The following is a 26757-nucleotide window of genomic DNA, read 5'->3' as shown; positions in this document are numbered from 1 at the left end:
CAAGGATTCCACATGGCACGCAAAGGCATTATCCTCGCTGGCGGTTCTGGCACGCGCCTGTACCCCATAACAATGGGCGTCTCGAAGCAACTACTGCCCATCTATGACAAGCCGATGATCTATTATCCGCTTTCAGTACTTATGTTGGCGGGTATTCGTGAAGTGCTGATCATCACCACACCGGAAGACCTGACGAGCTTCGAACGTTTACTGGGCGACGGTAGTCAGTTTGGTGTCGAGATCAGCTATGCTGAGCAGCCCAGCCCCGATGGTCTGGCCCAAGCCTTCATCATTGGCGAGGATTTTATTGGCAACGACAGTGTTTGCTTGGTGCTCGGCGATAATATCTTCTACGGCCAAGGCTTTACCCCCAAGCTCAAGGAAGCCTCGGCGCAAGCCAGCGGTGCCACAGTGTTTGGCTACCAGGTCAAAGATCCAGAACGCTTCGGCGTGGTGGCGTTCGACGCAAACAAGCGCGCAATATCCATTGAAGAGAAGCCGGTCAAGCCCAAGTCTCATTACGCGGTAACCGGACTTTATTTCTATGATAACGACGTCATTGAGATCGCCAAACGGGTCGAGCCCTCTCACCGAGGCGAGCTCGAGATCACCAGCGTCAATCAGGCCTACCTGGAGCGTGGCAACCTTAATGTTGAGCAACTGGGCCGCGGATTCGCCTGGCTTGATACAGGTACTCACGAAAGTCTGCTCGAAGCAGCTCATTTTGTAGAAACGATTGAGAAGCGCCAAGGTTATAAGATCGCCTGTTTAGAAGAGATTGCCTTCAATCAAGGATGGCTGAGTGGTGATGATCTGCATCGTATTGGCAGTAATTTAAAAAAGAATGGTTATGGGCAATACTTACTTTCCATTTCCAGGGGGGAGTCATGAGCCTATTTGAGTGGATCAATCTTTCGCAGTTGGGTGATGAACGCGGTTCTTTAGTTTCAATAGAGGAAAATAGCACAGCTCCATTTTGTATTAAGCGTGTCTATTATATTTTTGGCACAAGGAACGATATCGCGAGAGGTTTTCATGCACACAAGGCACTAATACAAATGGCTATATGTGTTGCTGGGAAGTGTCGCATGGAATTCGATAACGGGGTTCGAAGGGAATGTGCTTGGCTCGATAGCCCGCTACAAGGTGTTTTAATAAAGCAGATGGTATGGCACGAAATGCACGATTTTAGTGATGATTGCGTGCTGATGGTTCTTGCTAGTGACCATTATGACGAGAATGACTATATTCGGGACTATGCTGAATTTTTACAAAAAATGTGATATTGATTCTATCATGATACATGAGACTGCAATTGTTTCTAAGTGCGACATTGGTGCCGGGACACGTATTTGGCAATTTGTAGTGGTGTTAGAGGGGGCTAAGATTGGTCGAGATTGCAACATCTGTGCACATGCATTGATTGAAAGTGATGTTGAGCTAGGCGATCGTGTTACCGTAAAATCAGGTGTTTTCATCTGGGATGGTACTCGCATTGAGTCAGATGTTTTCATCGGCCCTAACGCTACATTCACAAATGACCCTTACCCACGGTCAAAAAAAACCCCAGAAAAATTTTCTGGTATTCATATAAAGAAAAATTCCAGCATTGGTGCAAATGCCACGCTCCTTCCTGGTATTACTGTCGGTGAAAGTGCAATGGTTGGTGCTGGTTCAGTTGTCACTCGAGACGTCCCAGATAAAGCTGTAGTCGTAGGTAATCCTGCAAAAATAATTAGGTATATTGATTAATGGTCACTTTTCTAGATTTGAAAGCAATCAATGACCAATATCGCGATGAACTTGTTTCTGCGGCAACACGCGTCATTGATTCAGGGTGGTATGTCCAGGGGGCCGAGGTTAGTGCCTTCGAGCAAGAGTTTGCCAACTACTGCGGCACTGAACATTGTGTGGGCGTCGCAAATGGATTGGAAGCTTTGGTGCTAACTTTACGGGCATGGATAGAATTAGGTCGCCTCAAAGAAGGTGATGAAGTTATCGTGCCAGCTAATACCTATATCGCGAGTATTCTGGCTGTTACCGAGAATCGTTTGGTGCCTGTATTGGTCGAGCCAGATGAGGTAACCTTTAACATCTGCCCCGATAAAGCTGAAGCAGCTATTACCAGCAGAACTCGTGCCATCCTACCAGTGCACTTATATGGTCAGTTGGCGGATATGCCTGCAATCATGGACATTGCTGAACGGTATAAACTGCTAGTTCTAGAGGATTCTGCTCAGGCGCATGGCGCTAGTCTCCATGGTAAGAAAGCTGGAAGCTGGGGGCATGCTAGCGCGTTCAGTTTTTATCCAGGAAAAAATCTTGGTGCCCTTGGTGATGCTGGTGCAGTAACAACGAATGACGAACTAGTTGCTAATGCTATTCGTGCGCTTGGAAACTATGGTAGTAGAAAGAAATACGAAAACCTATATCAGGGTCGCAACAGTCGATTGGATGAAATCCAGGCGGCAATGCTGAGGGTAAAGCTCCGGTATTTAGATTCAGAAACAGCTCGCCGTAGAGAAATTGCTCAGGAATACGCGAAGAGCATTCATAACCCTGCCATAAAAAATCCAATAATCGCAGATGCTGCTTCAACTTCTCTTAAATTACACGCATTTCATTTATATGTGATTCGTACAGCCAAACGAAATGATCTGCAAGCCTATCTCAGTGAAGCAGGTGTGAAAACCATGATTCACTATCCCATACCTCCGCATCAACAGAAAGCTTATAAAGGCTTGAAAGATCAAAGCTACCCGGTGACTGAAGCTATTCATAAGCAAGTGCTTAGTCTTCCCATGGGGCCAACTCTAACGGACGAAGAGGTGAAGAACGTTATTGAAGCGGTAAATAGCTTCTCATGACACTTATTAAAACATCTTTTCTAAGCCTGATTGCCACAACAGTTAAAATCTTGGCAGGCCTTTCTATTAACAAGGCAGTGTCAGTATTTGTTGGGCCTTCTGGCTTGGCAGTAATCGGCCAGTTTCAAAATATAATGCAGCTGTCCATGACTATGGCTCAGGGTGGTATCAATACAGGTGTTACTAAATATACAGCTCAATACGGTGTAGATGGTGAACAACTCATCCCGCTTCTCGCAACTGCTGCACGGATATCGTTAGTATGCTCGCTGATCGTGGGGCTTGGCCTGATTATCTTTTCTCACTTTGCCGCACAACAATTTCTTGAAAGCGCCGAATTTTCCTACATTTTTGTTTTGTTCGGTTGCACGATAGTTCTATTTGTGATCAATCAGCTTCTTTTGTCTATTGTCAATGGCTTGAAAGAAGTAAAGAACTTTGTTCTTATAAATGTTGCTCAAAATACTTTTAGCCTCTTTTATACCACATTGTTAGTTGTTTACTTCGGTTTGGATGGCGCTTTGGTGGCGTTGGTCACAAACCAATCGATAGTATTGGCTTTAGTGATTTGGCACTTGCGCAATCATGCAATAGTTAAGCTACAAACATTCAAGAGAAAATTTGATTTAGCTCAAGCAAAGAAATTATTTCGTTACTCAGCGATGGCGATTACTACTGCTACGGCTGTTCCCATATCCCATCTTGTTATACGTAATTATCTAGGTGAGACTCTAGGATGGGAAAAAGCTGGTTACTGGCAGGCTATTTGGTATATTTCCTCAATGTACTTAATGGTGGTTACAACGACACTTGGTATCTACTATCTTCCTCGTTTATCTGAAATTAATGATAAAAAAAAGATTGTGCAAGAACTTCTTGCAGGGTATAAGCTTATCATGCCTGTTGTGATGGTGATGGCTGTAACGATTTACCTACTTAAGGATTTTATTATTTGGTTATTGTTTAGTCCAAGTTTTACCCCTATGCGTGCATTGTTCGCTTGGCAACTTGTAGGAGATGTGATTAAGTTGGCTGGGTGGCTTTTAGCCTATATGATGTTGGCAAAGGCTATGACTAAGTTGTTTATTCTTACCGAACTTGTTTTTTCAGGTCTATTTATTCTACTAACCTTTCTCTTTGTCAATGAGTTTGGGCTTGTTGGCGTTACTTACGCATTTGCGCTTAATTACAGCCTATATCTTTTGGTTATGATCTGGTGTATGAGATATAGATTCTTTTGTTATTTTTCGGATCCTGGCTAAATTAACTACCAGGGAAAACGCATAAAAAACTGCTCTACGACGGGCTTCGTGGCGATTTACCAGTAGGAGCTAATGTGGTCATCTAACAGCTTTTGCTCATGGATGACCCGATGCTGACACTATCTCTTATGCACCACTTATCGATCGTTCCCGTCTTCCGCTAGGCTTGGAAAGTTTAGCATCAGCTGTCGGATATACTTTTTAACCGTCGTGCGGTGAAAAGGGATATGACAGCGAACCGTTGCGTCGCTACAGCGACCAGCACCGTATGAAGCCAATCATTGCCCGGCGCAAGATGAAGCGAAAACCGCGTCCTGGCGCTCCGCGGGGCTTCGATAAGCCTCGCTAATGAGAGCGAAACATCATCGAGCGCTGTTCCGGCTGGATTAAGAAACTGCACCGGGTCTGCACCCGGTACGACAAGTTGGCCAGCAGTTTCGGGGCAATGATATGCCTTGCTTGCGTGCCGACTTATCAGACAGAACCTAGCGATTGTCTATGTACTTCCTGAATTCAAGCAACAAGCGCAGCACCTGCGGTATCCAGGGCGCCTGAATATTCCCCCAGGAACACCTGTGCCGGTGTGCGATAGCCGAGACGCTTTCGGGGTCGGTCATTCAGCTTCTCGACCACCTTGCGCAGCTTGGCATCGGTGACCTGTCGAAAGTCCGTTCCCTTGGGGAAGTACTGTCGTATCAGGCCATTGGTGTTCTCATTGGTCCCACGCTGCCCGGAGCAGTAGGGATCGCAGAAGTAAGTCGCTGCCGTTACCGCCTGGGCTACGGTCTCGTGATCAGCGAATTCCGAGCCGTTGTCCAGGGTGATGGTCTGGACAGCACCGCGGCGAGGTTTTAGCAGCCGAATCATGGCCCTTTGCGTCAGCTCCGCCGAAAGCTTGGGCAACCGTGCCGCCAGCAGATAGCCGCTACGTCGCTCGACCAGCGTGACCAGGCCCGACTGCTTGTGCCCCTGGACCACGGTGTCACCCTCCCAGTGCCCGATAAAGCGCCTGTCATCGATCTCAGCCGCGCGATGCTCGATGCCCACGCGGTTGGGAATCTTACCAAGTCCTGCGCTCTTGGCTTGAGCCCGGTGCTTGCTGCGCCGCTTGGGCTGGCGGAGGTGCTTCCAGAGCTCGCCACCGCGGGCCTTGTCATCCCAGATTAAGGAATAGATCCACTGGTGACTGACGCCGACGCCAGACAAGGGGGCCATGAAACCGCTGATCTGCTCTGGGCTCCATTCCTCTCGCAGCCGGTCGACGACAGCGGCAATCATGCTGGGCAAGCGCTTCGTCCACTTCCAGGAAGTGCGTCGCCGATGATCACTGCAGGACTGCGCCTGCTCAGGATCGTAACCGCTGTCGGTGGCGTTACGGCGCAGTTCCCGGCTGACCGTGCTGTTGTGGATGCCAAGCTCTCTGGCGATCTGACGTCGGCTCATGCCCAAGTCATGACGGGCATAGATCTGGTATCGTTGGGTCTGGGTCAGCTGTCGGTATCCCATGCTCTGCTTCACTTTGGTAGGTGAGCCGAGAAGGGTACCGGCGCTGCCCCTCCCGCCTCTACCTCGTGGTCCAAAGTGCTGCGATTACTCTATGAATTCAGGCTTTAATGCCAAAAATCAGGCCGGATTTTTAGAAATATAGCGGGAGTATATCCTTTCAATTTTTTTACGAACAAAGATGCATTTCAAGAGTTTATGAGTATGGTTAATTCAAACAGAAGTTATTCCCTTTTTATTTTACTGTGCTGTTCTTTTTTAGCACTTGTGGTGTTCTTCTTTGCTTTCCTTTTTTTGGGGGGTGATGGGGGGGGGGGATCTTTTTTTGTACTGTATTGTCTTGTTTTGCTATTAAGCTTATCTGGTTTTTCGCTCAATAAAAAAATAATTTCCCCAGTGGGTTTTTTTATTTTGTCCGTGGTCGTCTTTATTTTAGCAAGGCCTATCTTGTCTATTTTTTTTAATGGGGAGTTGGTGGAGGCTGGAATTGTTCTGAACCATGGAGATGAAGTTAAGCCAGTCATCTTTTTGTCTTTTTGCCTTTCAGTTATTGTGTTTGGCTATTGTATTTTCCCTGCAAAAAAAATAGATAGGTTTTTGCCTAAGGTGCCCAGTGGGCGTATTTTAAGGAAGGAGTTTTCAAGTCTTTTCTTGTTTTTTGCGTTTTTTTTGGTTTTCGTATTTTTATATAAATCTTATCAGGCATCGTTATTGCTTGGGGATTATAGCTATTTTGAGCTTGCAGGCAAAGAGGGGTTTAGCAACCATATTAAGTATTTTTTTTACGCTAAATACTGTATAATCGCTTACCTTTTACTATCTGGCCACTCTGCTAAATATAATCTTGGTGCATTAATTTTGGCTTTGGGCGGAGTCGGTTTCTTGTTTGTTGGTCTGAGGGGTTATGCAGTCGCATACTTCTTCATGTATCTATATTTTCTGGCTGAGAAGAGAAGTATTAATATTGCGGGATTGTCTCTGATCGCTTTATTTGTTGTTTATATATCATCTGCAGTGATTGAGTACAGGCTTGGGATTAAGATTTACGATGGGGTTTTTGATGTATTGTATAAGACATTTCACCAACAAGGTGCGACATTTGAGGTTTTATATGGTGCTGTTAATTTCACAGATGAGTTGAGGTCATGCATAAAAATATACGATTATTTTTTCTCTAGTACTGATTTTGGGCAATGTGTTGACAGGTCAAGAGGTGTTTACTGGGAGTACGGAGGATTTGCTAGTAGCTTCTTTGCTGAGATATATTACTTGGGTCTCCTTCCCTCATTGGCTTTTTGTCTAACTCTGGGGTCGCTGCTTAAATACCTTGATTTTATATCACAAGTTAGGGCTAAATATCTTAAGGGTGAATTCTCTGTTCAAGACGGTAAACTGCATGGCCTTATTCTTTTTCTGACCATTCCTAATTTGATATATTTCGCTCGAAGTGGTTCGTATGATCTTCTGGTTAAGTTCTTCGCAGTATTAATTCTAACACTTGCGGCTAGCTATGCGTTTAGGTGTTTATTAGTGGTTCATCCAGCTCACTCTTCATCTTAACAAAGCTTGGCCGGAAACTCTGAGTGCAATACCTGATCTAATCGACAATGCGTTGTACCCATGACATATTCTTCGCTTTGCATCCTGGAATATCAACTCACTTGTAGCATGAGCGCCAAAGGCTGCTGTTAAGATAACGCGTGTGTTGAGAACTTCTTCCACAGCCTGAAGGTCGAGGCGATCAATGGTGAGCGTTTCAAAACCCAGAACGCCATTTGGTGCCAAATGTTAGAGTACATCGAGATAGACTACAACCGGCAGCGCTGGCGCAGGGTGATCGGGATGATCAGCCCAGAGGTCTTTGAGGCCCGAATGATCGCTTAGATCAGTGTCCACATCTGCTGTACAAGATCACTAAGATGAAATTGCCGATTTACTGAACACTCGGCCGCGCAAGACACTGGATTGGCGAACGCAGCTGGAAGTTTTTGTCGCGGTGCTAAAGAAATCCTTTGGTGGACCGAGTATCCTTCAATAGCGTTGCACTTGGACTTTATCAGCGCTGCGTGAATTGTTAAATAACTAAAGTGAGTATGCCAGTGAATTCTATTTGTTTTCTTTATCAATGTGAATATGGAGGTACTGACAGCTTACTAAAACGAGCTGAGGGCTGGTTGTTTGAAAATGGTGTGAATGTTATTGATGAGAGTCAATTGGTAGACAGTAAGCCGCATGTTGACTTATTTGTTCTTCCAACATCAAGGTTGAAAGATTCCTACAAAATAGTAAAGTGTTACAAAGATGATAGTGGTTTTTTAATATGGTCTATGGGCCATGGTGCTTTTAAGGCATCTATATATAACACTAACGGTAAGTACAGCTTTTTTCTTGGGTTTTTGATTAGCAAGTTTGCTGAGAAGTGTCAAAAAGCCTTAATAGAAACCCGAAGCTTAGTATACACAGACTATACTGGAATGCTCTATGATTTAAACGGCCGTATTACCAATGGTGTGCCTATAGATGAAATTATTTACCCCATTGCTGTTCCTGTTCCTGCTTATGAAGAAAAGAAAGTAAAGGCAGACGATAAAAGTTGCGGGCTTCGAGCAGTTTGGTTAGGAAGGGTGAGTACAGATTTTAAGGTTCATCCACTCATGTGTCTTCTTGAAGATATAAACAGCACCAATGCTGATGTTTCTTTGATAAATAGCTTTACAGTTATTGGTTCTGGTGATGGACTAGAATTGCTAAAAAGCTATATAAAAGAATCTCATTTTAGTTTTCCTGTCTTTTTTGTAGAAAGTGTAGATTATAGTCAATTGAGTGACTTCTTGAGAAAAAGCTACGATGTAATGTTCGCCATGGGTACATCGGCATTGGATGGTGCTCGTTCAGGATTGCCTACTATTATAGTTAAACCATTTTCTTCTTTAAGCAGTAAGCCAGTTAAAAGATATAGGTGGATCTATAAATCGTATGGTTTCTCGCTAGGCGAGTTGCCCATTAAGAATTATGGTTTACCTCAGAATGATGTCCAGTTCGGGAGAATTGTTCAAGATCTCACAGAGAAAGGGTGTCATTTCCATTCAGTGGAAAGCAAGTTATATTCAGAGTCTTTCCATGAAGACGTTGTCTTCCATAAACTTTTTTTTGAACGGAATGTGAAACCCATAAGCTACAAAGGACTGAAAGTGTTCTGTTTGTTAAATCTGGTTTTTAGATTTAAATTTGCGATAAAAAGATGTTTTGGCTATCTTGATAATAGTAAAAAAAAATGCTGAAGTTGCCGTATATTTGGTAAAATATGTTGTTTCATGATGCAGGGTTAAAGCCCAAGCCAACATAGAGGGGTAAGTGTCTTTCCTCTCGATGCTAATCGTGTTCAGGTGCAATATATCCCCCTAGTCGTAGGGTCCCTGATGGTCAGATGAGCTATAGGAGTTATCCTCTGCTGGCAGCAAGAGAGGGCGGTCTCAATGACCAAGTGCAACACATGACCTATCAGGTACGGTGTTGCCATGACCCAGTGCTACCGCCATCTCACCGCCGAAGACCGAGCCACCATCATGATGATGCGAGCGACTCATTCGATCCGGTCCATCGCCACTCATCTGGGCCGTGCACCGTGCACCGTGCACCGTGCACCGTGCACCGAGCGCCGTGTCGCGAGAAATCGCACGCCACACGGTCAACCCCATCAAGGGCTACGATGCCAGCCTGGCGGGCTATCGAGCTCGTTTGACGCGACAGCAGCCACGTCAGCGTCCCAAGCTGCACCCTGATCTTGCCCAGCAACAGTGGACACCTCGTTCAGTGTAATGCCTTAACGGGGTGTCCACTGTTGCTGGGCAAGATCAGCGCTGGATGAGACCTACTTGGCGGACATTCTAGCGGTGTAAGTTTTTTCATGCGTTTTCCCTGATACAACACCTTGCCGATTCGATCAGGTGTTGCACTCAATATTTGCAGCCAGTTGTTATTTACAATGAGTTTATAGGTTGACATCTTACCCTCTGGTTTGAAATAAGAGTTGGTTAAATATAGTTTTGTTATAGTTGAAAACATATGTCTCGCCATTTTCATCTAATTCATGTTGGGCTTCTTGTCTATAATGACGGTAAATTTTAAATATTGACCCATAACATTATTGATGGTTTTGTTGGTTTCTAGGTGTCTAATTCCCACATGATTTATAACTTTATAGAGGTGTTTGAGTGATTATTGTTCGACTGGACGGAGGGCTGGGCAATCAGCTCTTTCAATATGCCGCTGCTTTAAGTTTTGCGCGGGAAAACAATTGTGAATTGATGTTAGATGCGCGTTCGTACAGTAAAGATGAACAACATGGTGGGGTTAGGCTCCATAATATGAATATTCATCCTTTAAAAGTTATAGGGAAAGATGAGCGTAGGAAGTATCCTGGATGGGTCTTAAATATAGTCATGAAAGCACCCTTGTTATCTAAAATACCGTTCCTGAAAATAGCGCATGAAGCGTATGGTTCTCCAGGGATGAAAAAACAAGATTACGCCTTGATGATTGGATATTGGCAGAGTAGGAGATACTTCGATGGTATTTTTTCTGAGCTGAAAAGCGTTTTCATTCCTAAGGAGATAAGTAGTTCATCTGTTTTTTATTCCGAGGCTATAATGGATGAATCGTCAGTGGCTATCCATGTGAGGCGTGGAGACTATATTAGTAATAAAAGGGCTTTAAAAAACCACGGTATTTGTGGTTTGAATTACTATAGACAAGCTATGGATTATATTGAGGGTAGAGTTTGTAGGCCAAAGTACTTTGTGTTTAGTGATGATCTACAATGGGTTGAGGAAAATATGGAAAGCCTCTTCAGTGGGCGAGATGTTTCCTACGTAAATGGTGGTAGCCAGGAAGAGGATCTCTGGCTAATGAGTTTGGCAAAACATAATATTATAGCTAATAGTAGTTTTAGTTGGTGGGGAGCATATTTAGGCTCTAGTGATGGCCAGATTGTTGTTTGTCCGTACCCCTGGTATGACAAGAGGCAAAAGTTTTCTTTGGATCCTTCTTTAGATAGTTGGGTTGGTGTTCATAAATGATGGGTGATAAACGTCAAGCTGAAGTATGCGTGCTTATAGGGTTGCACAGGATAGATAAGTATACCTATGAGGCAATTGATAGTGCTATAAGACAAGTTGGTGTTATTCATAACGTTTTAGTTATCGCTAATGGTTCAGAAGCTAAAAAAATAAAAAATGAACTTGAGTATAAATATTCTGATGAGTCTTTGCTGCGTGTAGTATCCACTCCTATTCCTCAGCTCTCTTATTCCTTGAATTATGGGCTTTCTTTAACTGATTGCGAATATGTCGCTAGGATGGATGCAGATGATGTTTCAGAGCCTGATCGATTAAGGAAGCAGCTTGCTGCTATTAAAGAGCGTAGGCTTGATGTGTTGGGTAGTGATGTAAGGATTATCGATCCGGATGGTGATGTCGTAGGTTGTAGAGTTTATCCAAAAGGAGATGATATAAATAAGCTTGTAAGGTTGAAAAATCCCTTTTGTCATCCATCCGTTATGTATAGAAAATCGTTCATAACTATGGCTAGGGGTTACAACTCTGGCTTTTCTTCTGAAGATTACGATCTATGGCTTCGTCTATACCGACTGGGTGTTAAGTGGGATAATTTGGATGAAAAGTTAATAAGATACAGGGTTCACTCAAACTCATCTCAAGGGGCAAGCCTTGCTTATGCTGAGTGTGCAGGTTTGGCTGTTAGAGAATTCCTTTTAAAGCCAAATGTTAAATCAGTGATATCGATTCTATGGAATTCATTTAGATCAATGCTCTAAAGTCAAGCTGTAGAGCTCCACTTTTTTTCTATAAGCATTGTTGTGATAAGATGGTTTTATGAAAAAGATAATGGTTATATGTACAAATGCAGATGAAGCGGGAGCTCCTAGACATGTTTATAGTATTGTGAACGGGCTTCGTGAGAAATTTGTTTTTGTTGTAGTGTTTGGTGAAGAAGGTCCGGTCGCCGAAAAAATACGTGAGCTTGGTATTGATGTTTACATTGTAGAGAATTTGAGAAGTAGTATTAACCTGTCTGATGATTTCCGAGCGCTAAAAAAAATACAAAGAATATTTTCTCTACACAAACCTGATGTTGTGCACTGTCATAGCTCCAAGGCTGCCATGTTAGGTAGAGTTATAGCATGGAAGAATACTGTTAGTGCAATTTATACTGTTCATGGCTGGGGGTGGAGAGGCTTGGGGCTTATACCACGTACATTAGTTTTTTGTATTGAGTATGTTTTAGCTAAAATATGTAGCAATGTTCACTATATTTATGTTTCTAATTCTGTAAAATCTCAGGCGGAGGGAGTGCTTGGCATAAAAGAATATGAGGGGGCGGTGATTTATAATGGAGTTCGTGATTTAAAACATAATAGTGAGCCCTCCTCAGGTCCTCTTAAAATCCTTATGCCTGCTAGAGTATGTGATGCGAAAAATCACGCTATGATTCTGAAGGTATTCAATTCCTTAGATTTTGATTCTGAGCTGTGGCTTTGTGGCGCAGGAACAGATAGTAATGAATTTAAGGAGACTGTCGCAGATCTTGCGCCCAAAAGGGTTTCAGATATCAAGCTACTAGGTCAGCGGTCAGATATAGAATTCTTGATGTCGCAGGCAGACGTTGTTGCATTGATATCTAATTACGAAGCTTTACCTCTTGCAATTATTGAGGCGATGAGTGCAGGAAAAATGGTAGTAGCAACTAATGTCGGCGGTGTTTCTGAGCTTGTAGCTAATGACGATAATGGTATTTTAGTAGAGAATAATGATTTTTCATCTCTTGTGAATGCTTTTGCTCGTTCATCTTCTTTAGAATTGAGGGTGAAGATGGGTGAAAGGTCGAGAATGGCTTATTTGAATAATTTTTCTTTGGAAGATATGTGTGAAAAAGTCTCAAGTGTATATATGGTCAGTTAATTAAAATTATTTATCAATGGTGTGAAATGAAAAGAGCTCTAATTACTGGTGTGACTGGTCAAGATGGTTCTTACCTCGCAGAATTTCTTCTTGAGAGGGGCTATGAGGTTCATGGTATAAAGCGGCGCGCTTCGCTCTTTAATACTCAGCGTGTTGACCATATATATCAAGATCCTCATGTTGATCAGCAGAATTTTGTCCTCCATTATGGGGACCTGTCCGACTCGTCAAATTTGACACGCATTATTCAGCAAGTTCAACCAGACGAGATCTATAACTTGGCTGCCCAGTCTCATGTTGCGGTAAGCTTCGAGTCTCCTGAATATACAGCAGATGTTGATGCACTGGGTGCTTTAAGAATCCTTGAGGCGATTCGTTTACTTGGTCTAGAGAAGAAAACTAGATTTTACCAAGCTTCTACTTCCGAACTTTTTGGTGAAGTGCAGGAAACGCCGCAACGCGAGACGACCCCGTTCTATCCTCGCTCGCCTTATGCCGCTGCTAAGTTGTACGCCTACTGGGTTACGATTAATTACCGCGAATCTTATGGTATGTACGCTTGCAACGGTATCCTTTTCAACCATGAATCGCCACGCCGGGGTGAGACCTTCGTCACGCGCAAGATTACCCGGGGGCTAGCCAACATAGCTCAAGGTTTGGAGACGTGTCTTTACATGGGGAATATGGATGCGTTGCGTGACTGGGGCCATGCCAAAGACTATGTGCGCATGCAGTGGATGATGCTGCAGCAGGATGAGGCCGAGGATTTCGTTATTGCCACTGGGAAACAAATCTCGGTGCGCGACTTCATCCGGCTGAGTGCTGAGAATCTGGGCGTCACACTGCGTTTTGAGAATCAGGGCGTTGACGAGGTTGCCATTGTCGAGAGTATCGAAGGTGACAAAGCTCCAGAGATAAAGGTTGGCGACCTTATCGTGAAAGTCGACCCACGTTATTTCCGGCCCGCTGAGGTGGAGACGCTACTCGGCGATCCAACTAAGGCAAAGGCAAAGCTGGGTTGGGAGCCCGAGATCACTGTGCAGGAAATGTGCGCAGAGATGGTCGCTGAGGATCTAAAGGTGGCCAAGCGCCATGCGCTCCTCAAAGACCATGGCTACGAGATTCCGGTCACGGTGGAGGGCTAAGCATGGCGCGTGATTTAGATCAGGTGATCTTCGTGGCCGGCCATCGGGGTATGGTGGGCTCGGCCATCGTGCGTCGTCTTGAGGCGCTGGGCTATCGCAACATTCTTACCGCGGGCCGTGATGAGTTGGATCTCACCGATCAGGCCCAGGTAAATGCCTACTTCGAGCGCCACGCTATTGATCAGGTGTACCTGGCGGCCGCGAAAGTGGGTGGCATCCAGGCCAACAACAGCTATCCGGCTGATTTCATCTACCAGAATCTGATTATCGAGGCCAACCTTGTCCACGCTGCTCATCAGGCCGGGGTGCAGAAGCTGCTTTTTCTGGGCTCGTCGTGTATCTATCCTAAGCTGGCTGAGCAACCTATGAGGGAAGAGGCACTACTCACCGGCACGCTGGAACCAACCAACGAACCTTATGCCATTGCCAAGATCACTGGCATCAAGCTCTGCGAGAGTTACAACCGCCAGTACGGGCGCGACTATCGCAGTGTGATGCCCACCAACCTTTATGGGCCCCACGACAACTTCCATCCTGAGAACTCCCATGTGATTCCCGCGCTGCTGCGGCGTTTCCACGAGGCCAAGCAGCAGGGAGATGATGAGGTGGTTGTGTGGGGCAGTGGCACACCGATGCGTGAGTTCTTACATGTGGACGATATGGCTGCTGCCAGCGTGCATGTGATGGAGCTCGACCAAGCCACATACGAAGCAAATACCTCGCCGATGCTCTCCCATATCAACGTTGGTACCGGGGTAGATTGCACAATCCGGGAACTGGCCGAGACAGTAAAGAGTGTAACGGGATTTGAGGGCAAGTTGACTTTCGATGCCAGCAAGCCCGATGGCACCCCGCGCAAGCTGATGGATGTCTCGCGGTTAAAGGCCCTAGGCTGGCAGGCCACCATTTCTCTTGAGGATGGTCTGCAGGATGCCTACCAGTGGTTTCTGGATAACCAAGACCGCTTCCGCGGTTGATCGTCATGTGTGAAACGCAAGTGACTGACCAAGGGTGGCTAAGCGTTGACGCCTTTCGCCAGGTCGTGGCGCATGCTCCGCTCGTCTCTCTAGATTTCGTGATGATTAATACTCAAGGTCAGTGGCTACTTGGCCAGCGCTTGAATCGTCCGGCACAAGGAAGCTGGTTCGTGCCAGGCGGGAGGGTCCGAAAGGGCGAGACTCTTGAAGCTGCGGCAATACGCCTGACCCGCGACGAGTTCGGCCGGATTAACGAACTGGCCAATATGCGCTTCTTGGGTGTTTACCAACACTTCTATCCCAATAGCATGCACGATTCTGGGCTTTCGACGCACTATGTTGTGCTGGCCTATCAGTTAAAACTGAACTTAGATCTAGAGACCCTGCCCCGTGAGCAGCATGACACGTATCGCTGGTGGTCACCGCACTCCATCGCTGATGATAAGGCGGTGCACGCCAATACGCGTGCCTATCTGCCGGCTGTTAAAGCCTGAAATATGAATAAGGAGATTTCCCCCATGATAACGCCCGTCATCATGGCTGGGGGGAGCGGTTCGCGGCTTTGGCCGCTATCACGCCAGTTGCGCCCCAAGCAGTTCCTGCCGCTGACCGGCGAGGGCACGATGCTGCAGGAGACTCTTAAGCGTCTGGCTCCCCTCGAACATCGCTCACCGTTGCTGATCTGTAACGAGGAGCATCGTTTCTTGGTCGCCGAACAGCTTCGGCAACAGGGCATCACCGATGCGCGTATCCTGCTTGAGCCGGAAGGGCGTAATACTGCTCCAGCGATTGCGCTAGCGGCGTTGAAAGCGGTTGCCGAGGATCCTGAGGCGTTAATGCTGGTGCTGGCCGCTGACCATTTGATCCGTGACGTGGCAAGGTTTCACGAGAGTGTGGATCACGCCCAGACGCTTGCCGAGCAGGGCCAGTTGGTTACCTTCGGTGTGGTGCCCACCCATGCCGAGACCGGCTACGGTTATATCCAGCGCGGCGAAGAGCAGGGAAGTTTCGGCTTTAGGGTCAAGCGCTTCGTCGAGAAGCCCGATCGGATCACCGCCGAAGACTACCTGAATGCTGGGGACTACTATTGGAACAGTGGCATGTTTCTGTTCTCAGCCAAGCGCTATCTGGAGGAGCTGGAATGCTTCCAGCCAGCCATGGTGAATGCCTGTCGCGACGCCTTGGCCGGGGCCAGTCAGGATCTCGATTTCACGCGTTTGGACGCCGAGGCTTTCAAGGCCTGCCCTGCTGATTCCATCGATTATGCGGTAATGGAACGTACCAGATATGCCAGCGTAGTGCCGCTGGACGCTGGCTGGAGCGATATCGGTTCTTGGTCGGCGCTTTGGGAGGTCAGTGATCGTGATGCTCAAGGTAACGTTTGCCATGGCGACGTGATGCTTCACGACAGTCACGACCTGTTGGTGCATGCCGAACATCGCCTGGTCGCTACGGTAGGCGTTGAGGATTTGGTGGTAGTAGAAACCAAGGATGCCGTGCTGGTGGCTCGTAAGGGCCGCGCTCAGGAGGTCAAGAAGATTGTTTCGCGCCTGAAAGATGAGGGCCGTACCGAGCAGACAAACCACCGCGAGGTCTATCGACCTTGGGGCGTCTACGACAGCATTGATAGCGGCAACCGTTATCAGGTCAAGTGCATCACCGTTAAACCTGGAGCCAAGCTCTCGGTGCAGATGCACCATCACCGCGCTGAGCATTGGGTGGTGGTTTCGGGCACAGCCAAGGTCACTATCGGCGAAACAACCCGTCTTGTCTGCGAGAACGAGTCGACTTATATACCTATCGGTCAGGTCCACGCCTTAGAGAATCCTGGCAAAATTCCGTTGGAGCTGATTGAGGTACAGTCGGGGTCCTATCTAGGAGAGGACGACATCGTCCGCTTCAATGACCGCTATGGACGTTGTTGATGAGTGAAACGTTGAAGATCTCTGTGATTACCGCATGGTTCAATAGTGAGTCGACCATCGGCGAGGCTATCGGCACTCTTAAGCATCAATCTTATGACCTTCCCCCTGATTTAGGTCCGTGCTCAATGTGAGAAACCGCTCCTTCATGCACACCGCTGGGCATAGGCAACAGGCAGCATATAACCCAGCGAGTTGTTCGGTCTGACATGGTTGTAGTGGGCCCTCAATTGGTCGATTTCATGTCTGTCATCGGTCAGGCTTAGAAACCCGTGCTGATTGAGGCAGCAATCGCGGACCTTGCCGTTGAAGTTCCTGATGAAGGCATTCTGTGTCGGCTTGCCCGGCTGGATGAAGGCCAGCGTGACCTTCCGCTCACGCGCCCATAAGAACATCGCCTTGCTGGTCAGTTCGGGGCCGTTATCGCAGACAATCGACCCGGGCAGCGCGCGCTGCTGTGTAATGTCATCCAAGAATCTGGCCAGGCGCCGACCAGATCACTAGCTGGCCGATGCATTCCCGACTGAAATCGTCCACGATGTTAGGCACGCGGAAACGACGCCCCGAGGCGAGCTAATCCAAGATGTAGTCCAGGAACCAGCGTTGATTGGGGCCATCGGGTAATGGCATCGACATGCTGGACCGCACCAGTCGCTTGCGCTGGCGGGGCGGACTTGAAGCCCAGCTTCGCAGTAGAGCCGGTAGGTACGTTTGCGATTGACCACCAGGCCCTCCTGACGCAACAGGTCGTGCAGCAGCAGGTAGCCGTAGCGGGGATAGCAGGTCGCCAAGGCTTGTAGTCGAGCCCGAAGCGGCTCATCGTCACGCGGCTTCGCTTCGGGCGTTACCACTTTCCCGAGACGATCTCCTTGAGGGCGGCAGGCATTGTCGAGGGCGCTTTCCGCCAGCAGTTTCTTCAGGAGGGCGTTTTCGGTTTCCAAGTCCCGGAGACGTTTGGCTTCCAATACCTCCATACCGCCGTACTTGGCCTTCCAGCGATAGATGGTCTGCCATGCTGCCGGGCCAGCTCGGCCATCGACACGCTACGTTCATGGGCCTTGAGGATGGTGATGATCTGCTCTTCGGTTTGGTGGTTACGCTTCATCGCGAGATCTCCTGCTATCAGGGTAAACGTAGCGGAAATCTCACATTGACGATGGAACGGTTTCTGGGGGGAAGTTCAGTCATATGGTTGCTTAACGCCAAGCCAATCAGCTTCCGTGAGTAAAGGTCTGTCAGCACCGCCAAGTAGAGCTATCCTTCGCCGGTCGCCAGGTAAGTGATGTCATCGCCCCCACTTCTGGCCCTGTACCTTGGCAGTGTAGTATTGATCCAGCAGGTTGGGTGCCACCGGCAGAGAGTGCCGCGAGTTCGTCGTCGCCCTGGCGGGAAGCCGCTGGCGCTGCTGGCTAGCGGCGACTGTTTTGCGAGTCACCGGCAGACCGTCGTCGATGAGATCTAGAGCTAACCTGGGAGAGGCTGAGCAGCCACTTCGGCGCTGGTAAACCTGAGCCACTTGCTGGTCGTCTCGCGCTCGCTCAGAAAGGGTGTTAAGTTGCCAAGAATAGTATAGCCGCTCGTGTGCGGCACCATCACGCGGCACTAGCGCTGCACAGGATATTGGTCCGCGTGGTCATGTATAAACGCGTACCTCAGTTTGATGCGGTATTGCCGCTGAACGCGTCAATGACGCTAGCATTACATATCATACTTAGCTGCGGAAAACCAATATAGGCATGGATGTGACATACCCTTACGAACGTCGCCACTCGCGGTGGTACGAAAAGGCCCTACTAGCCCTGCCATTCCAGCTGATAGTAGGGCTGTCATTTGTATTGCTTCTGCCAAGCCTGGAACGCTGGGGGTGGGGGTTCTGGCATGCTATGAATGAGGTTCGCAGCAATACACTGCTCGCGATTGCTCTATCTTTTATTGCTACTATTTTGACCCAGAGACGGCTGCTTCGCTTTCCTGGCTCGCATATTGTTTCGTATATAGTGCCAACGGTCACTAGTATTTTTCTAGTTGCCATTGCTCTGTTGTTCTTTACTCGTGAAGGGTATTCCCGCCAAGTGTTATTTATTGGCTATCTACTGACTTTGGCTTGGTGCTTCGCAGGCTATTTCATCGGGATACGATATCGCCGACTGAAGCTTGCAGCTGTTCCATTCGGAGCGACACAATATCTTCAGCAAACTGAAGGTAATGAATTTCGTATGCTAGATGCGCCAGACCTTAACGGGGTGCGCTTTGATGGTATCGTGGCAGATCTGCGTTCCGATGAACTGATGCCGGAATGGGAGAGGTTCCTAGCCCGCTGCACGCTTTGTCATATTCCTGTCTATCACGTGAAGCAAATTAGTGAATCAATCACTGGTAGGGTGCAAATAGAACATCTCGCTGAAAACGATTTTGGTTCGTTGCTGCCTTCTGGTGTTTACAGCTTCTTCAAGCGCTGCTTCGATATTGCAGCAATAGTGATAACGGCTCCCATCACCATTCCCATAATGGCGTTCACTGCCATCGCAGTTAAGCTGGATAGCCCTGGGCCAGCCCTATTCATTCAGAACCGCGTTGGTCAGGGCAATAAAGACTATAAAATCTACAAGTTCCGCAGCATGTGCCGGGATTCTGAAAAAGATGGGGCGAAACTGGCCCAGTCCGACGACATGCGGGTCACCCGGGTAGGTAAGATCATTCGCAAGACGAGGCTTGATGAGCTCCCCCAATTTTTCAATGTCATCAAGGGTGACATGAGTCTGATTGGGCCGCGACCGGAGCAGCGCGCCTTCGTCGAACAGTTTGATGAAGAGATCCCATTTTATACCTATCGCCATGTCGTAAAGCCGGGGATCACAGGCTGGGCGCAAGTGGTACAGGGATATGCCAGCGATGCCGACGATACTCGAATCAAAATTCAGCATGATTTTTATTACATCAAGCATTTTTCACTGTGGCTGGATATCCTGATCTTGTTCAAGACGATTAAGACGATCCTGACAGGATTTGGGGCCAAGTGATTCCTAGATTAATCATACAAGGACGGTTTTCATGTCCATTCTCGTGACTGGTGGTGCCGGCTATATCGGCTCTCATATGGTGCTTTCCCTGCTGGAGCATGATCATGATGTGGTGGTGTTGGATAGCCTAGTGAATTCCTCCCTTGAGGCATTGCGTCGGGTGGAGAGCATCACTGGTAAGTCTTTACGCTTTATTGAAGGGGACATCCGCGATCGTGAGTTGCTGGATCGGCTATTTGCAGAGCACAACATCTCGGATGTGTTGCATTTCGCAGGGCTGAAAGCGGTGGGGAAAAGTGTCGAGCAGCCGTTACATTATTTCGATAATAACGTTAGCGGTACTTTGGCCCTTTGCCAGGCGATGGAGGCCGCCGGCGTTAGGCGGCTGGTGTTCAGTTCTTCAGCTACCGTGTATGGCGAAGTAGGCACCATGCCCATACACGAAGGTCTGCCAACCGGCACGCCGACTAACCCTTATGGTCGGTCCAAACTAATGGTGGAGGAAGTGTTAAAAGACCTTGTCAAGTCAGATTCTCGTTGGTCGATTGCACTGTTGCGCTATTTCAACCCGGTGGGAGCTCACGAGAGCGGCTTGATTGGAGAAGATCCTAACGACATTCCAAATAATCTGGTTCCGTTCATTTCCCAGGTCGCCATAGGTCGTCGTGAAGTGCTTTCCGTCTATGGTAACGATTACCCAACGCCTGATGGTACCGGCGTGCGTGATTATATCCACGTGAGTGATCTGGTAGATGGTCATCTATGCGCCATGCAGGCCATTGCCAGGCAGCCTGGGATTGGCATCTGGAACTTGGGAACAGGTCAAGGGTATTCCGTGCTCAATATGATTCAGGCTTTCGAGGAGGCATCAGGCAGAGATGTCCCGTACAACATCGCACTACGCCGTGACGGTGATATTCCTGAGTGCTGGGCGGATCCTTCCAAGGCTGAGCGTGAGCTGGGGTGGAAGGCCAAGAGAAACCTGGATGCCATGATGCATGATACATGGCGCTGGCAGGTCAATAACCCAGAAGGCTATCGATCTTAATATTCGGTGGTTGTCGGGTCCCGCATTATTAATTACGCAGGATCCGACAGCTAGTAATAATATGCACTACGGTTGAAAAATTCGCTTTTCACTTGCCAGTCGATGAGTGTGTGAGAATATCGCTATGGATGAGACCAAGCACATGAGCATAATGTTGTAGCAATGTGGAAGGGTCGCGATGCCCGATCCACTTAGCTACGCGGTAAATCATCGTTCCACGGGCGATCGCATCTTCGCCTTCCGCCCCGCAAAAGTGATTCAGTAAAGTCGCCAGCGCTTCCTCAGAAAACATCCAGTCGTAGCGGTGAAAAAGCGTATCGGCGAATGTCGGCGTTTGAGCAGCATGCAGCCTTAGCAACGTCCACGATACCGCCGCATGACGAAGGCCATGGAAATCGACCCCTTCACCCAATACCTTTCGCATCCACTCGATCACCGGCGTGATCAGTGCACGACGAGTAAAGGCATCTGGATTATAGTCTGGGCCGAATAGCGCCACGTCACTGATTTTATGCCCTCCGCCACAGCTCGACTTCCGGTACTCTACCCATTCGCCCAAAGTTTCTACTACTGATGGCGGAGCCATTACGTGCAAGGCGATGCGCCTTCGTGCTGCCGGGGTTTTCCCTCCCAACACTTCTACCCAGCATGTCCGTTTTCCTTTCTCTTCGCCGATCACCACATCACTGAGCGTCAGCGCCAGGATCTCGGAAGCGCGTAGCCCTCCATAGAATCCCAGCGCCATGATCAGCGCGAGTAATTGTCGTCGCTCGCCGATGGCGTACTGGTGGGCAAGGCCATGCCATAGGCTAAGGAAGTGGCCTGGTGTCAGGATGCGCGTGCGCAGCGTGCTGACGCTCTGTCCCCGCTCCTTCATTGGTGGCGTCACTTCCTCGAGCATGCCGTGGTTCTGACAGAACCGAATGAATTGTCCAAGTGTTTGACTATAAGCCCCTATTGTAGTGTCTTTCCAAGATTGCTCGCTGAGTGTGCCCGCCTTTATTTCTTCTACCAGTTCGTCGTCCCAGTCAGCAAGATTCAATGTTCCTTCATGCAGCAACATAGTTATCGGAGTGATTCGTGAAATGTACGTGCGTGCTGTCGATAGCTTGTTTCGGTCGACACGTAATAAGTGGTAAGCCCAGTGCAGGAGCCATTGAGCATAGCTGCCATTGTGACCGATTAGTTCGGTGATCAAGCGCTCGTAATGGGCTAGTAGTTGCTGAAGGTCTTCCGCGTATCGGTCAGCATAAAGTCGCTGACTGGAGCTGAGACCACTTGCATCGGTGAGGAATTGACTTAGGCGCCGTTTAATCTGCCGAGGCCAGTCCGCGGGCAGGTATGACAGATCCAGCTCGTAAACGCCGGGTGACTGAGTCTCATTGCCCAGTGTTGGCAGGGGGGCTGGCGTTTGTGTCGAGTTGAGAGGCCCATAACGCGCACCAGGCTGATGGTGGTGTGCATCAGTATCAGCGAGAAGTGGTATGGGGGTATCGCTAGGGAGCGGATAGTGATGGAGAAGGCCTGCCCATAATGGCGGAACACCGTTCAGTACCTGCGCATAGCGACCTCCTCGGTAAATCGATGTCCAGGACCTTAGCCCTTCCCATTTATGTTTGTCAGTATGGCCGTACATTTCTTGTAAACATTGCACAGCGCCGGCGTTGAGGCGTTCGCGCAAATTTTTTTCACGGCTGATACGTTTTTCCAGGGCTTTGCCTGTAGGGGCAAGTAACCAAGTATCGTTTTCCCCTGTGCAGCGGTTCAGTATAGCTCGCAGCGGAATCCATACAGCGCTTGGCATTTTAAGGCGGTAATGTGCGCCATCTGGCAGTGCAGAATCGGGATGGGAGGGCAGTGTCAGCCACTGGTTGTCGACATGACGACGGGTTAATTGGGAAAGTGTGCCCAACAGAACAGGTTCTCCCAGCCCAATGCGTGTGACCAACCGGACGGCAAGGACGAATAACCAGGCATCACGGGTGTTATGTTGGCGGGCCCAGGTTAGCAGATGGCGATCCAGCGCCATCGTTCTATGAGTTTGGACAAGTGTATCGCCTCGGCGGGGCATGGCTGTCTCGCGATGAGAGCGAACCGGACGTGGGGGTAATACGGCTGTAATATGTGGCTGCTCATTGAGTGATTGCAGCACGCGCGTGACTCGGCATTGGGCTTGGCGATGGGAGATGCTACGTCCAGTTTCTTGTCGCCATTGAAAGAAATCTTTTTCTAATGTTTTGACCGCCTGAAGGTCCAGCATTAATCCACTGGCGGTGGCGGACTCGAGCGCAGCCGCAACGAGCCAGCGAGTGTCATTCTCGCGATGAGGCCTTAGCAAGGGATGGCGCTCTTCTTTCCATTGCCCTAGCAGTGAGTGCGCGTTGAGCTTCAGCATCTCAATGCCTGCCAGGGAAGGGGGGCATACCCGGTGAGTTTCAGCCAGTAGGCAAGCGCTTCCCCCAGTTTTTTCTGAGCGCCGATCGGGGCAGAGGCCCACGGAGCGGTGATTGCTTGACCATGATGGGCGTGACCCAGAAGCCCATCGACTTCACCATCCGGGCGATATTGTCGCAACCAACTGGCCAATGAGTGGCGCGTCACGTTATCTGGCCAGCACTTTTCTGCATCGCTCAGGTTCGGTACAAGTTCCAGGGTTTTCTTGAAATCCGCATGGGACATCTCACGCAGTACCAATGTTTGTTGTTGACGGCCTGGAAAGAGGCATGACGGCGTATCTCGCTGATGGTTACGCCGATCATCAATTCGGCCTCCTTGTTCAGTCCACCACTCTATCGCACTCGCTGTCCAGGAAGCGTGCTCGTGAAGTGCATCGACGATCTGTTTGTTTAGCGGTATTACACGACTTTCATCGCCTTGGCTCGATGCTTTATCACGCATCCAGAGGAAACCTTGGCTGAGTCGGTTGCGGCTGCTCAAGCCCAAGGGGCGTGCACCGGTCGCTAACAGCCAGCCGAGATAAGTATGACCGGCGGTGAGGGCGGATATGTGGTGCAGTGCTTCGAGCGGCAGGGGCTTGCTAGGATACCAAGATTGAAAGTCCCGATGCGTATTGAAAATCTGCTGCCGTAGTTTCGCGAAGATAGGGGCGAACTCTCTAGCTTCTATAGCTACGCCCGAGCCTAATGTGGTAATACCGACTCCGCTGAGCGGAGCGACAAGAATGCCAGCAGGCTCAAGGGCTACTCCCAGCTCTTGGAGGGTTTTATCAAATACTTTCTGAAGTTCGGCGCGGTCCAACTGACGATAAGCAGCAGGGGCTGCTAGCATTAGCCCCAGATGGCCTGCTAGCAGCTGTGCCGCTACATCGTCTCGCGCATTGGGGCGTCGCCATAACCAACTGCTGGCTCGCAATCGGTTGGCGGTTGGCGTCAGACCGGGCTTATTGGAAAACAGACGATGCAGAAATCGATTAAGTCGACCTGCCGCGCTTTTGAGGGGGCGAGGCACAATGTCGGGTTCAAGCGCATGGTCTGATCGGCTGATGGTTGTTGAACTTGCCTCCTCAATTGCCGCTGATAGTGAGCCAACAAGAACGTTGGGAAGGGATAATGAGATCCAACGATTCGCTGACGCCGAGCAGTCGCTGGGTCCATCACTTAATCGGTATGAAAGTGTACCGTTAAGTGGCTCAACACGCGGATCATCATCACCTGGTAGAGTGGCGCCTGGTTGAAGAAAATCTTCTTCTGCTAGTCGGAGTCGGGCTAATCGCGACACTGACATGCCTGTCGTGAGCAACAGTACCGTGAAAGTCCGAAGCTCTGCTGGCAATTCGGTGTCGAGGACGGATCGAACTCGCTCATGAGGCAACCGCTGTAAATCGCAGTGCGTGGCAATGCTTGAGGTGGAAGCTGCACGAGACAAACGACGGACAAGCAGGTGGTCGTCGATTGGTGTTAGAGTCGATGCTTTGCGCCTTTGATAAACAATGTCTCCTTCATTGTCTATATCGTCGCTTGAGGCGATGCAAGGTAGTATGCCCAGCTGATTTGCCTCGGTAGGCATATCACCACCATCTTGTTTGTCAGCCTTCTCCGGTTCAACACGCTTTCCATTTGAAGGCATTTCCTTGGCTAGCCGGGATAGGTGCTCATCTTGCCATTTATCGCGTTGCGTGGCCTCGCGGTACCCAGCCCGGCGTTCTGACACATGGCGCTTTGGCACGCCTGCTTCCCGCTTCCCTTCTGCAATTTGAGTGAATAATTCATATTTATTGAAACACTGGCCGATAGGATAACTGAGCCTCTCGCTGCCAGCAGCTGACATTATGATGGAGCGAGGGTCAGCGAAGGAATGAGGAGTAGGCCAATCGGAGCGAGCAACGATTTCTGTGACCGTGCGTACCTTCAGCAAATGCTCGTAGTAGAGTGTGTCTTTCACATCTTCGTGTTCTGTAGCAAACCACTCATTGAGCAGTTTCCGCCCTAGGTGGGCAAGTGGATTGCTGATATCCCCAAGATGTTTCAAGCTTGTCATTGAAACATAGAGTGAGAACTGAGTCTTTAATGAGCGTGGCAATGAGTCGCTAAGTATATTGCCAGAATATAATTCGATGATCTGGTGATGCGATAAAGCATCGTGATCACTCACATAAACTAAAGCTGCTTTCTCAAGTGCTGATCTTGATACTGGTGGCAGGGAATAGCGTACGATTGAGAAGAGCTGTTGGCGAGCATTAGGCGACAACTCTATTGACATCACGGCATCTTGCCACTGCTTGATTATTTCTTGAGGAAGGAAATGTTCATTGCTCATGTGAGGGTTATTTCGTCATTAGTATATCCTGTTATAATGACCCAAAATTTGCTGCTATTCAATACATGGCGGCGAAGACTTGAGGCCCTCGCCGTCAAATATATGGTCCGATTTCTACGTGAAACGAGATGACAGTTTCGACGAGTGATCACATCAGCTGAAAAAATCTCCGGCATGATCCTCAAATTCATCAGCAATCCGAATATATTGCTCGAACGTTCTCTGGCTACGATGCCCGCTGATGCGCTTAATCTGAGTGTCGCTTTTTCCACGAAGGTGGGCTTCAGTGATAAAGCCCGCCCTGAAGCTGTGAGGCGTATAGCCGCGATCTGTCAGAGACGTTTTTTCAAGCGCTACTTTCATTCGGTCAGATACCGTTTGGTCGGTTAATGGGCCCGAACCGATGTGGTCACCGAGCGTTATGCTTCGAAAGATCGCACCTCGCGAAATGCCGGAAGTACTCAACCATGCCTTTAGCAGTGTTACCGGGCAATAACTCGTCTCCTGCGTAGCCTGCATGATGCTTTTATTTTCGATTCTACCGGCCTGATTAGTTTTGCTATAGCGTATCCTGATGGTAACCCCTTTAGGTTGCCAGTCGAGATCATCGACACGTAACCCAACAATTTCGCTACGCCTGAAGGCGCCATAAAAGCTCAAGGCAAAGAGGGCGCTATCTCTCAGGCCTCGCAGTGTATTGCGATCCAAGGCCTCAAGCAGGACATGTAACTCCGCCAGCCTCAATGCGGGGGCTGATGCTTGCCGCATGTCACGCGTTTTCTTGATGCCCCGCAGAATGCTGCGAATGGTCATGGTGCGTGCTGGCGAGGAAACTCCCATATATCGGTGCCACATGTGCAGTGAATTCGCGTAGCGAATCAATGTTGCTGGCTTTTTGCCGAGTTTGTTTTGATCCGAGAGGAAGTTGGCGATATCTGGCTCGGTCGCGGGCAACGGGAATCCTGCTGATAAATAGACCCGAATATCGGCACGCATAGCCCGGATAGTGTTATGGGACACGCTCTCTGCCAGAAGACGTTGTGCTTCTGGCGTTAGCCCTTCCTTTTGGTCGGGCATGACGTCGCCATATCGTTCTTGATAGTCAATATTGATAACTTGATGTTGAAGAGGATGATCTGACATGTTCTGCCTCATTCTGCTGTGCTGATCATGCAACAGCCGTGTACTGTAGAGCTGACTCAGTAACTATGCGGGCTTGTTGTCATCTGGCGGTGCGATAGCGGAAGTCTCATTACGTAT

The 26757-nt window shown here is 48.7% G+C and carries 21 protein-coding genes and 3 pseudogenes; 18 read left to right on the top strand and 6 right to left on the bottom strand.

Features of this window, described 5'->3' with window-relative positions:
- Window positions 1-12 precede the first annotated feature (12 nt).
- From rfbA to IEJ03_RS08580, 5 genes are read left to right on the top strand one after another with little or no spacing between them, the layout of a single operon-like run.
- Complete coding sequence (gene rfbA / locus IEJ03_RS08600; protein WP_192034471.1) at window positions 13-891, top strand: glucose-1-phosphate thymidylyltransferase RfbA; 879 nt, start codon at window positions 13-15, stop codon at window positions 889-891.
- Window positions 888-1283, top strand: a complete 396-nt coding sequence (locus tag IEJ03_RS08595) for an FdtA/QdtA family cupin domain-containing protein (protein WP_192034470.1) — start codon at window positions 888-890, stop codon at window positions 1281-1283. The genes rfbA and IEJ03_RS08595 overlap by 4 nt, the downstream gene beginning before the upstream one ends.
- Entirely contained in the window at window positions 1258-1752 is a 495-nt protein-coding gene (locus IEJ03_RS08590; protein WP_202884357.1) for an acyltransferase, read from the top strand. The genes IEJ03_RS08595 and IEJ03_RS08590 overlap by 26 nt, the downstream gene beginning before the upstream one ends.
- Window positions 1752-2867 carry a DegT/DnrJ/EryC1/StrS family aminotransferase gene (locus IEJ03_RS08585; protein WP_192034469.1) on the top strand — a complete coding sequence of 372 codons (1116 nt, stop codon included), beginning with the start codon at window positions 1752-1754 and terminating at the stop codon, window positions 2865-2867. The genes IEJ03_RS08590 and IEJ03_RS08585 overlap by 1 nt, the downstream gene beginning before the upstream one ends.
- A complete protein-coding gene (locus IEJ03_RS08580) occupies window positions 2864-4129 on the top strand; it encodes an O-antigen translocase (RefSeq protein WP_192034468.1) in 1266 nt (421 codons plus the stop codon). The genes IEJ03_RS08585 and IEJ03_RS08580 overlap by 4 nt, the downstream gene beginning before the upstream one ends.
- Window positions 4130-4642: 513 nt before the next feature.
- Here the strand turns inward: IEJ03_RS08580 and IEJ03_RS08570 are convergent.
- Window positions 4643-5635: an IS30 family transposase gene (locus IEJ03_RS08570; RefSeq protein ID WP_192034467.1), complete on the bottom strand. Its 993-nt coding sequence runs from the start codon at window positions 5633-5635 to the stop codon at window positions 4643-4645.
- Window positions 5636-5836: 201 nt separating this feature from the next.
- On the opposite strand from IEJ03_RS08570, the gene wzy reads away from it, so the two are divergent.
- From wzy to IEJ03_RS08515, 11 genes and pseudogenes are all read left to right on the top strand, one after another.
- Complete coding sequence (gene wzy, locus IEJ03_RS08565) at window positions 5837-7192, top strand: O-antigen polysaccharide polymerase Wzy (RefSeq protein ID WP_192034465.1); 1356 nt, start codon at window positions 5837-5839, stop codon at window positions 7190-7192.
- Window positions 7193-7282: 90 nt separating this feature from the next.
- Window positions 7283-7516: pseudogene (locus tag IEJ03_RS08560) on the top strand (IS3 family transposase); the annotation flags it as partial.
- A 209-nt stretch (window positions 7517-7725) separates the two neighbouring features.
- Complete coding sequence (locus IEJ03_RS08555) at window positions 7726-8913, top strand: glycosyltransferase (protein WP_192034463.1); 1188 nt, start codon at window positions 7726-7728, stop codon at window positions 8911-8913.
- 237 nt (window positions 8914-9150) lie between these two features.
- A complete protein-coding gene (locus IEJ03_RS08550) occupies window positions 9151-9414 on the top strand; it encodes a helix-turn-helix domain-containing protein (protein ID WP_347400976.1) in 264 nt (87 codons plus the stop codon).
- 432 nt (window positions 9415-9846) lie between these two features.
- Window positions 9847-10710: an alpha-1,2-fucosyltransferase gene (locus IEJ03_RS08545; RefSeq protein ID WP_192034461.1), complete on the top strand. Its 864-nt coding sequence runs from the start codon at window positions 9847-9849 to the stop codon at window positions 10708-10710.
- Complete coding sequence (locus IEJ03_RS08540; RefSeq protein WP_192034459.1) at window positions 10707-11465, top strand: glycosyltransferase; 759 nt, start codon at window positions 10707-10709, stop codon at window positions 11463-11465. Before IEJ03_RS08545 ends, IEJ03_RS08540 begins: the two co-directional genes overlap by 4 nt.
- Before the next feature lie 58 nt (window positions 11466-11523).
- Window positions 11524-12609 (top strand): glycosyltransferase, encoded by a 1086-nt coding sequence (locus IEJ03_RS08535; RefSeq protein WP_192034457.1) that lies wholly within the window; start codon window positions 11524-11526, stop codon window positions 12607-12609.
- A 26-nt stretch (window positions 12610-12635) separates the two neighbouring features.
- Window positions 12636-13754, top strand: coding sequence for a GDP-mannose 4,6-dehydratase (gmd, locus tag IEJ03_RS08530; RefSeq protein WP_192034455.1), 1119 nt, complete (start codon window positions 12636-12638; stop codon window positions 13752-13754).
- A 2-nt stretch (window positions 13755-13756) separates the two neighbouring features.
- A complete protein-coding gene (locus IEJ03_RS08525; protein WP_192034453.1) occupies window positions 13757-14731 on the top strand; it encodes a GDP-L-fucose synthase in 975 nt (324 codons plus the stop codon).
- A 5-nt stretch (window positions 14732-14736) separates the two neighbouring features.
- Window positions 14737-15225, top strand: a complete 489-nt coding sequence (locus tag IEJ03_RS08520; protein WP_192034451.1) for a GDP-mannose mannosyl hydrolase — start codon at window positions 14737-14739, stop codon at window positions 15223-15225.
- Between the two features lie 24 nt (window positions 15226-15249).
- Window positions 15250-16656, top strand: a complete 1407-nt coding sequence (locus tag IEJ03_RS08515) for a mannose-1-phosphate guanylyltransferase/mannose-6-phosphate isomerase (RefSeq protein WP_192034449.1) — start codon at window positions 15250-15252, stop codon at window positions 16654-16656.
- A gap of 143 nt (window positions 16657-16799) precedes the next feature.
- On the opposite strand, the pseudogene IEJ03_RS08510 reads toward IEJ03_RS08515, so the two are convergent.
- Both IEJ03_RS08510 and IEJ03_RS15910 read right to left on the bottom strand, forming a co-directional pair.
- Window positions 16800-17758: pseudogene (locus IEJ03_RS08510) on the bottom strand (IS3 family transposase).
- A 152-nt stretch (window positions 17759-17910) separates the two neighbouring features.
- Window positions 17911-18079, bottom strand: a pseudogene (locus IEJ03_RS15910) (IS3 family transposase); the annotation flags it as partial.
- A 310-nt stretch (window positions 18080-18389) separates the two neighbouring features.
- On the opposite strand from IEJ03_RS15910, the gene IEJ03_RS15905 reads away from it, so the two are divergent.
- Window positions 18390-19673, top strand: coding sequence for a sugar transferase (locus IEJ03_RS15905; RefSeq protein ID WP_192034447.1), 1284 nt, complete (start codon window positions 18390-18392; stop codon window positions 19671-19673).
- Window positions 19674-19704: 31 nt separating this feature from the next.
- A complete protein-coding gene (gene galE / locus IEJ03_RS08500; protein ID WP_192034445.1) occupies window positions 19705-20721 on the top strand; it encodes a UDP-glucose 4-epimerase GalE in 1017 nt (338 codons plus the stop codon).
- An 88-nt stretch (window positions 20722-20809) separates the two neighbouring features.
- Here galE and IEJ03_RS08495 read toward each other — a convergent pair whose 3' ends face one another.
- From IEJ03_RS08495 to IEJ03_RS08485, 3 genes are all read right to left on the bottom strand, one after another.
- Window positions 20810-23116, bottom strand: a complete 2307-nt coding sequence (locus tag IEJ03_RS08495; RefSeq protein ID WP_192034443.1) for a site-specific integrase — start codon at window positions 23114-23116, stop codon at window positions 20810-20812.
- Window positions 23110-25497 carry a hypothetical protein gene (locus IEJ03_RS08490; RefSeq protein WP_192034441.1) on the bottom strand — a complete coding sequence of 796 codons (2388 nt, stop codon included), beginning with the start codon at window positions 25495-25497 and terminating at the stop codon, window positions 23110-23112. The genes IEJ03_RS08495 and IEJ03_RS08490 overlap by 7 nt, the downstream gene beginning before the upstream one ends.
- A gap of 153 nt (window positions 25498-25650) precedes the next feature.
- Entirely contained in the window at window positions 25651-26640 is a 990-nt protein-coding gene (locus IEJ03_RS08485; protein WP_242457910.1) for a tyrosine-type recombinase/integrase, read from the bottom strand.
- Between the last annotated feature and the right edge of the window lie 117 nt (window positions 26641-26757).

It is taken from the genome of Halomonas sp. YLGW01 (assembly GCF_014840935.1).
In the GTDB taxonomy this organism is placed as follows: domain Bacteria; phylum Pseudomonadota; class Gammaproteobacteria; order Pseudomonadales; family Halomonadaceae; genus Onishia.
This window is presented reverse-complemented; position numbering and strand designations above follow the sequence as displayed.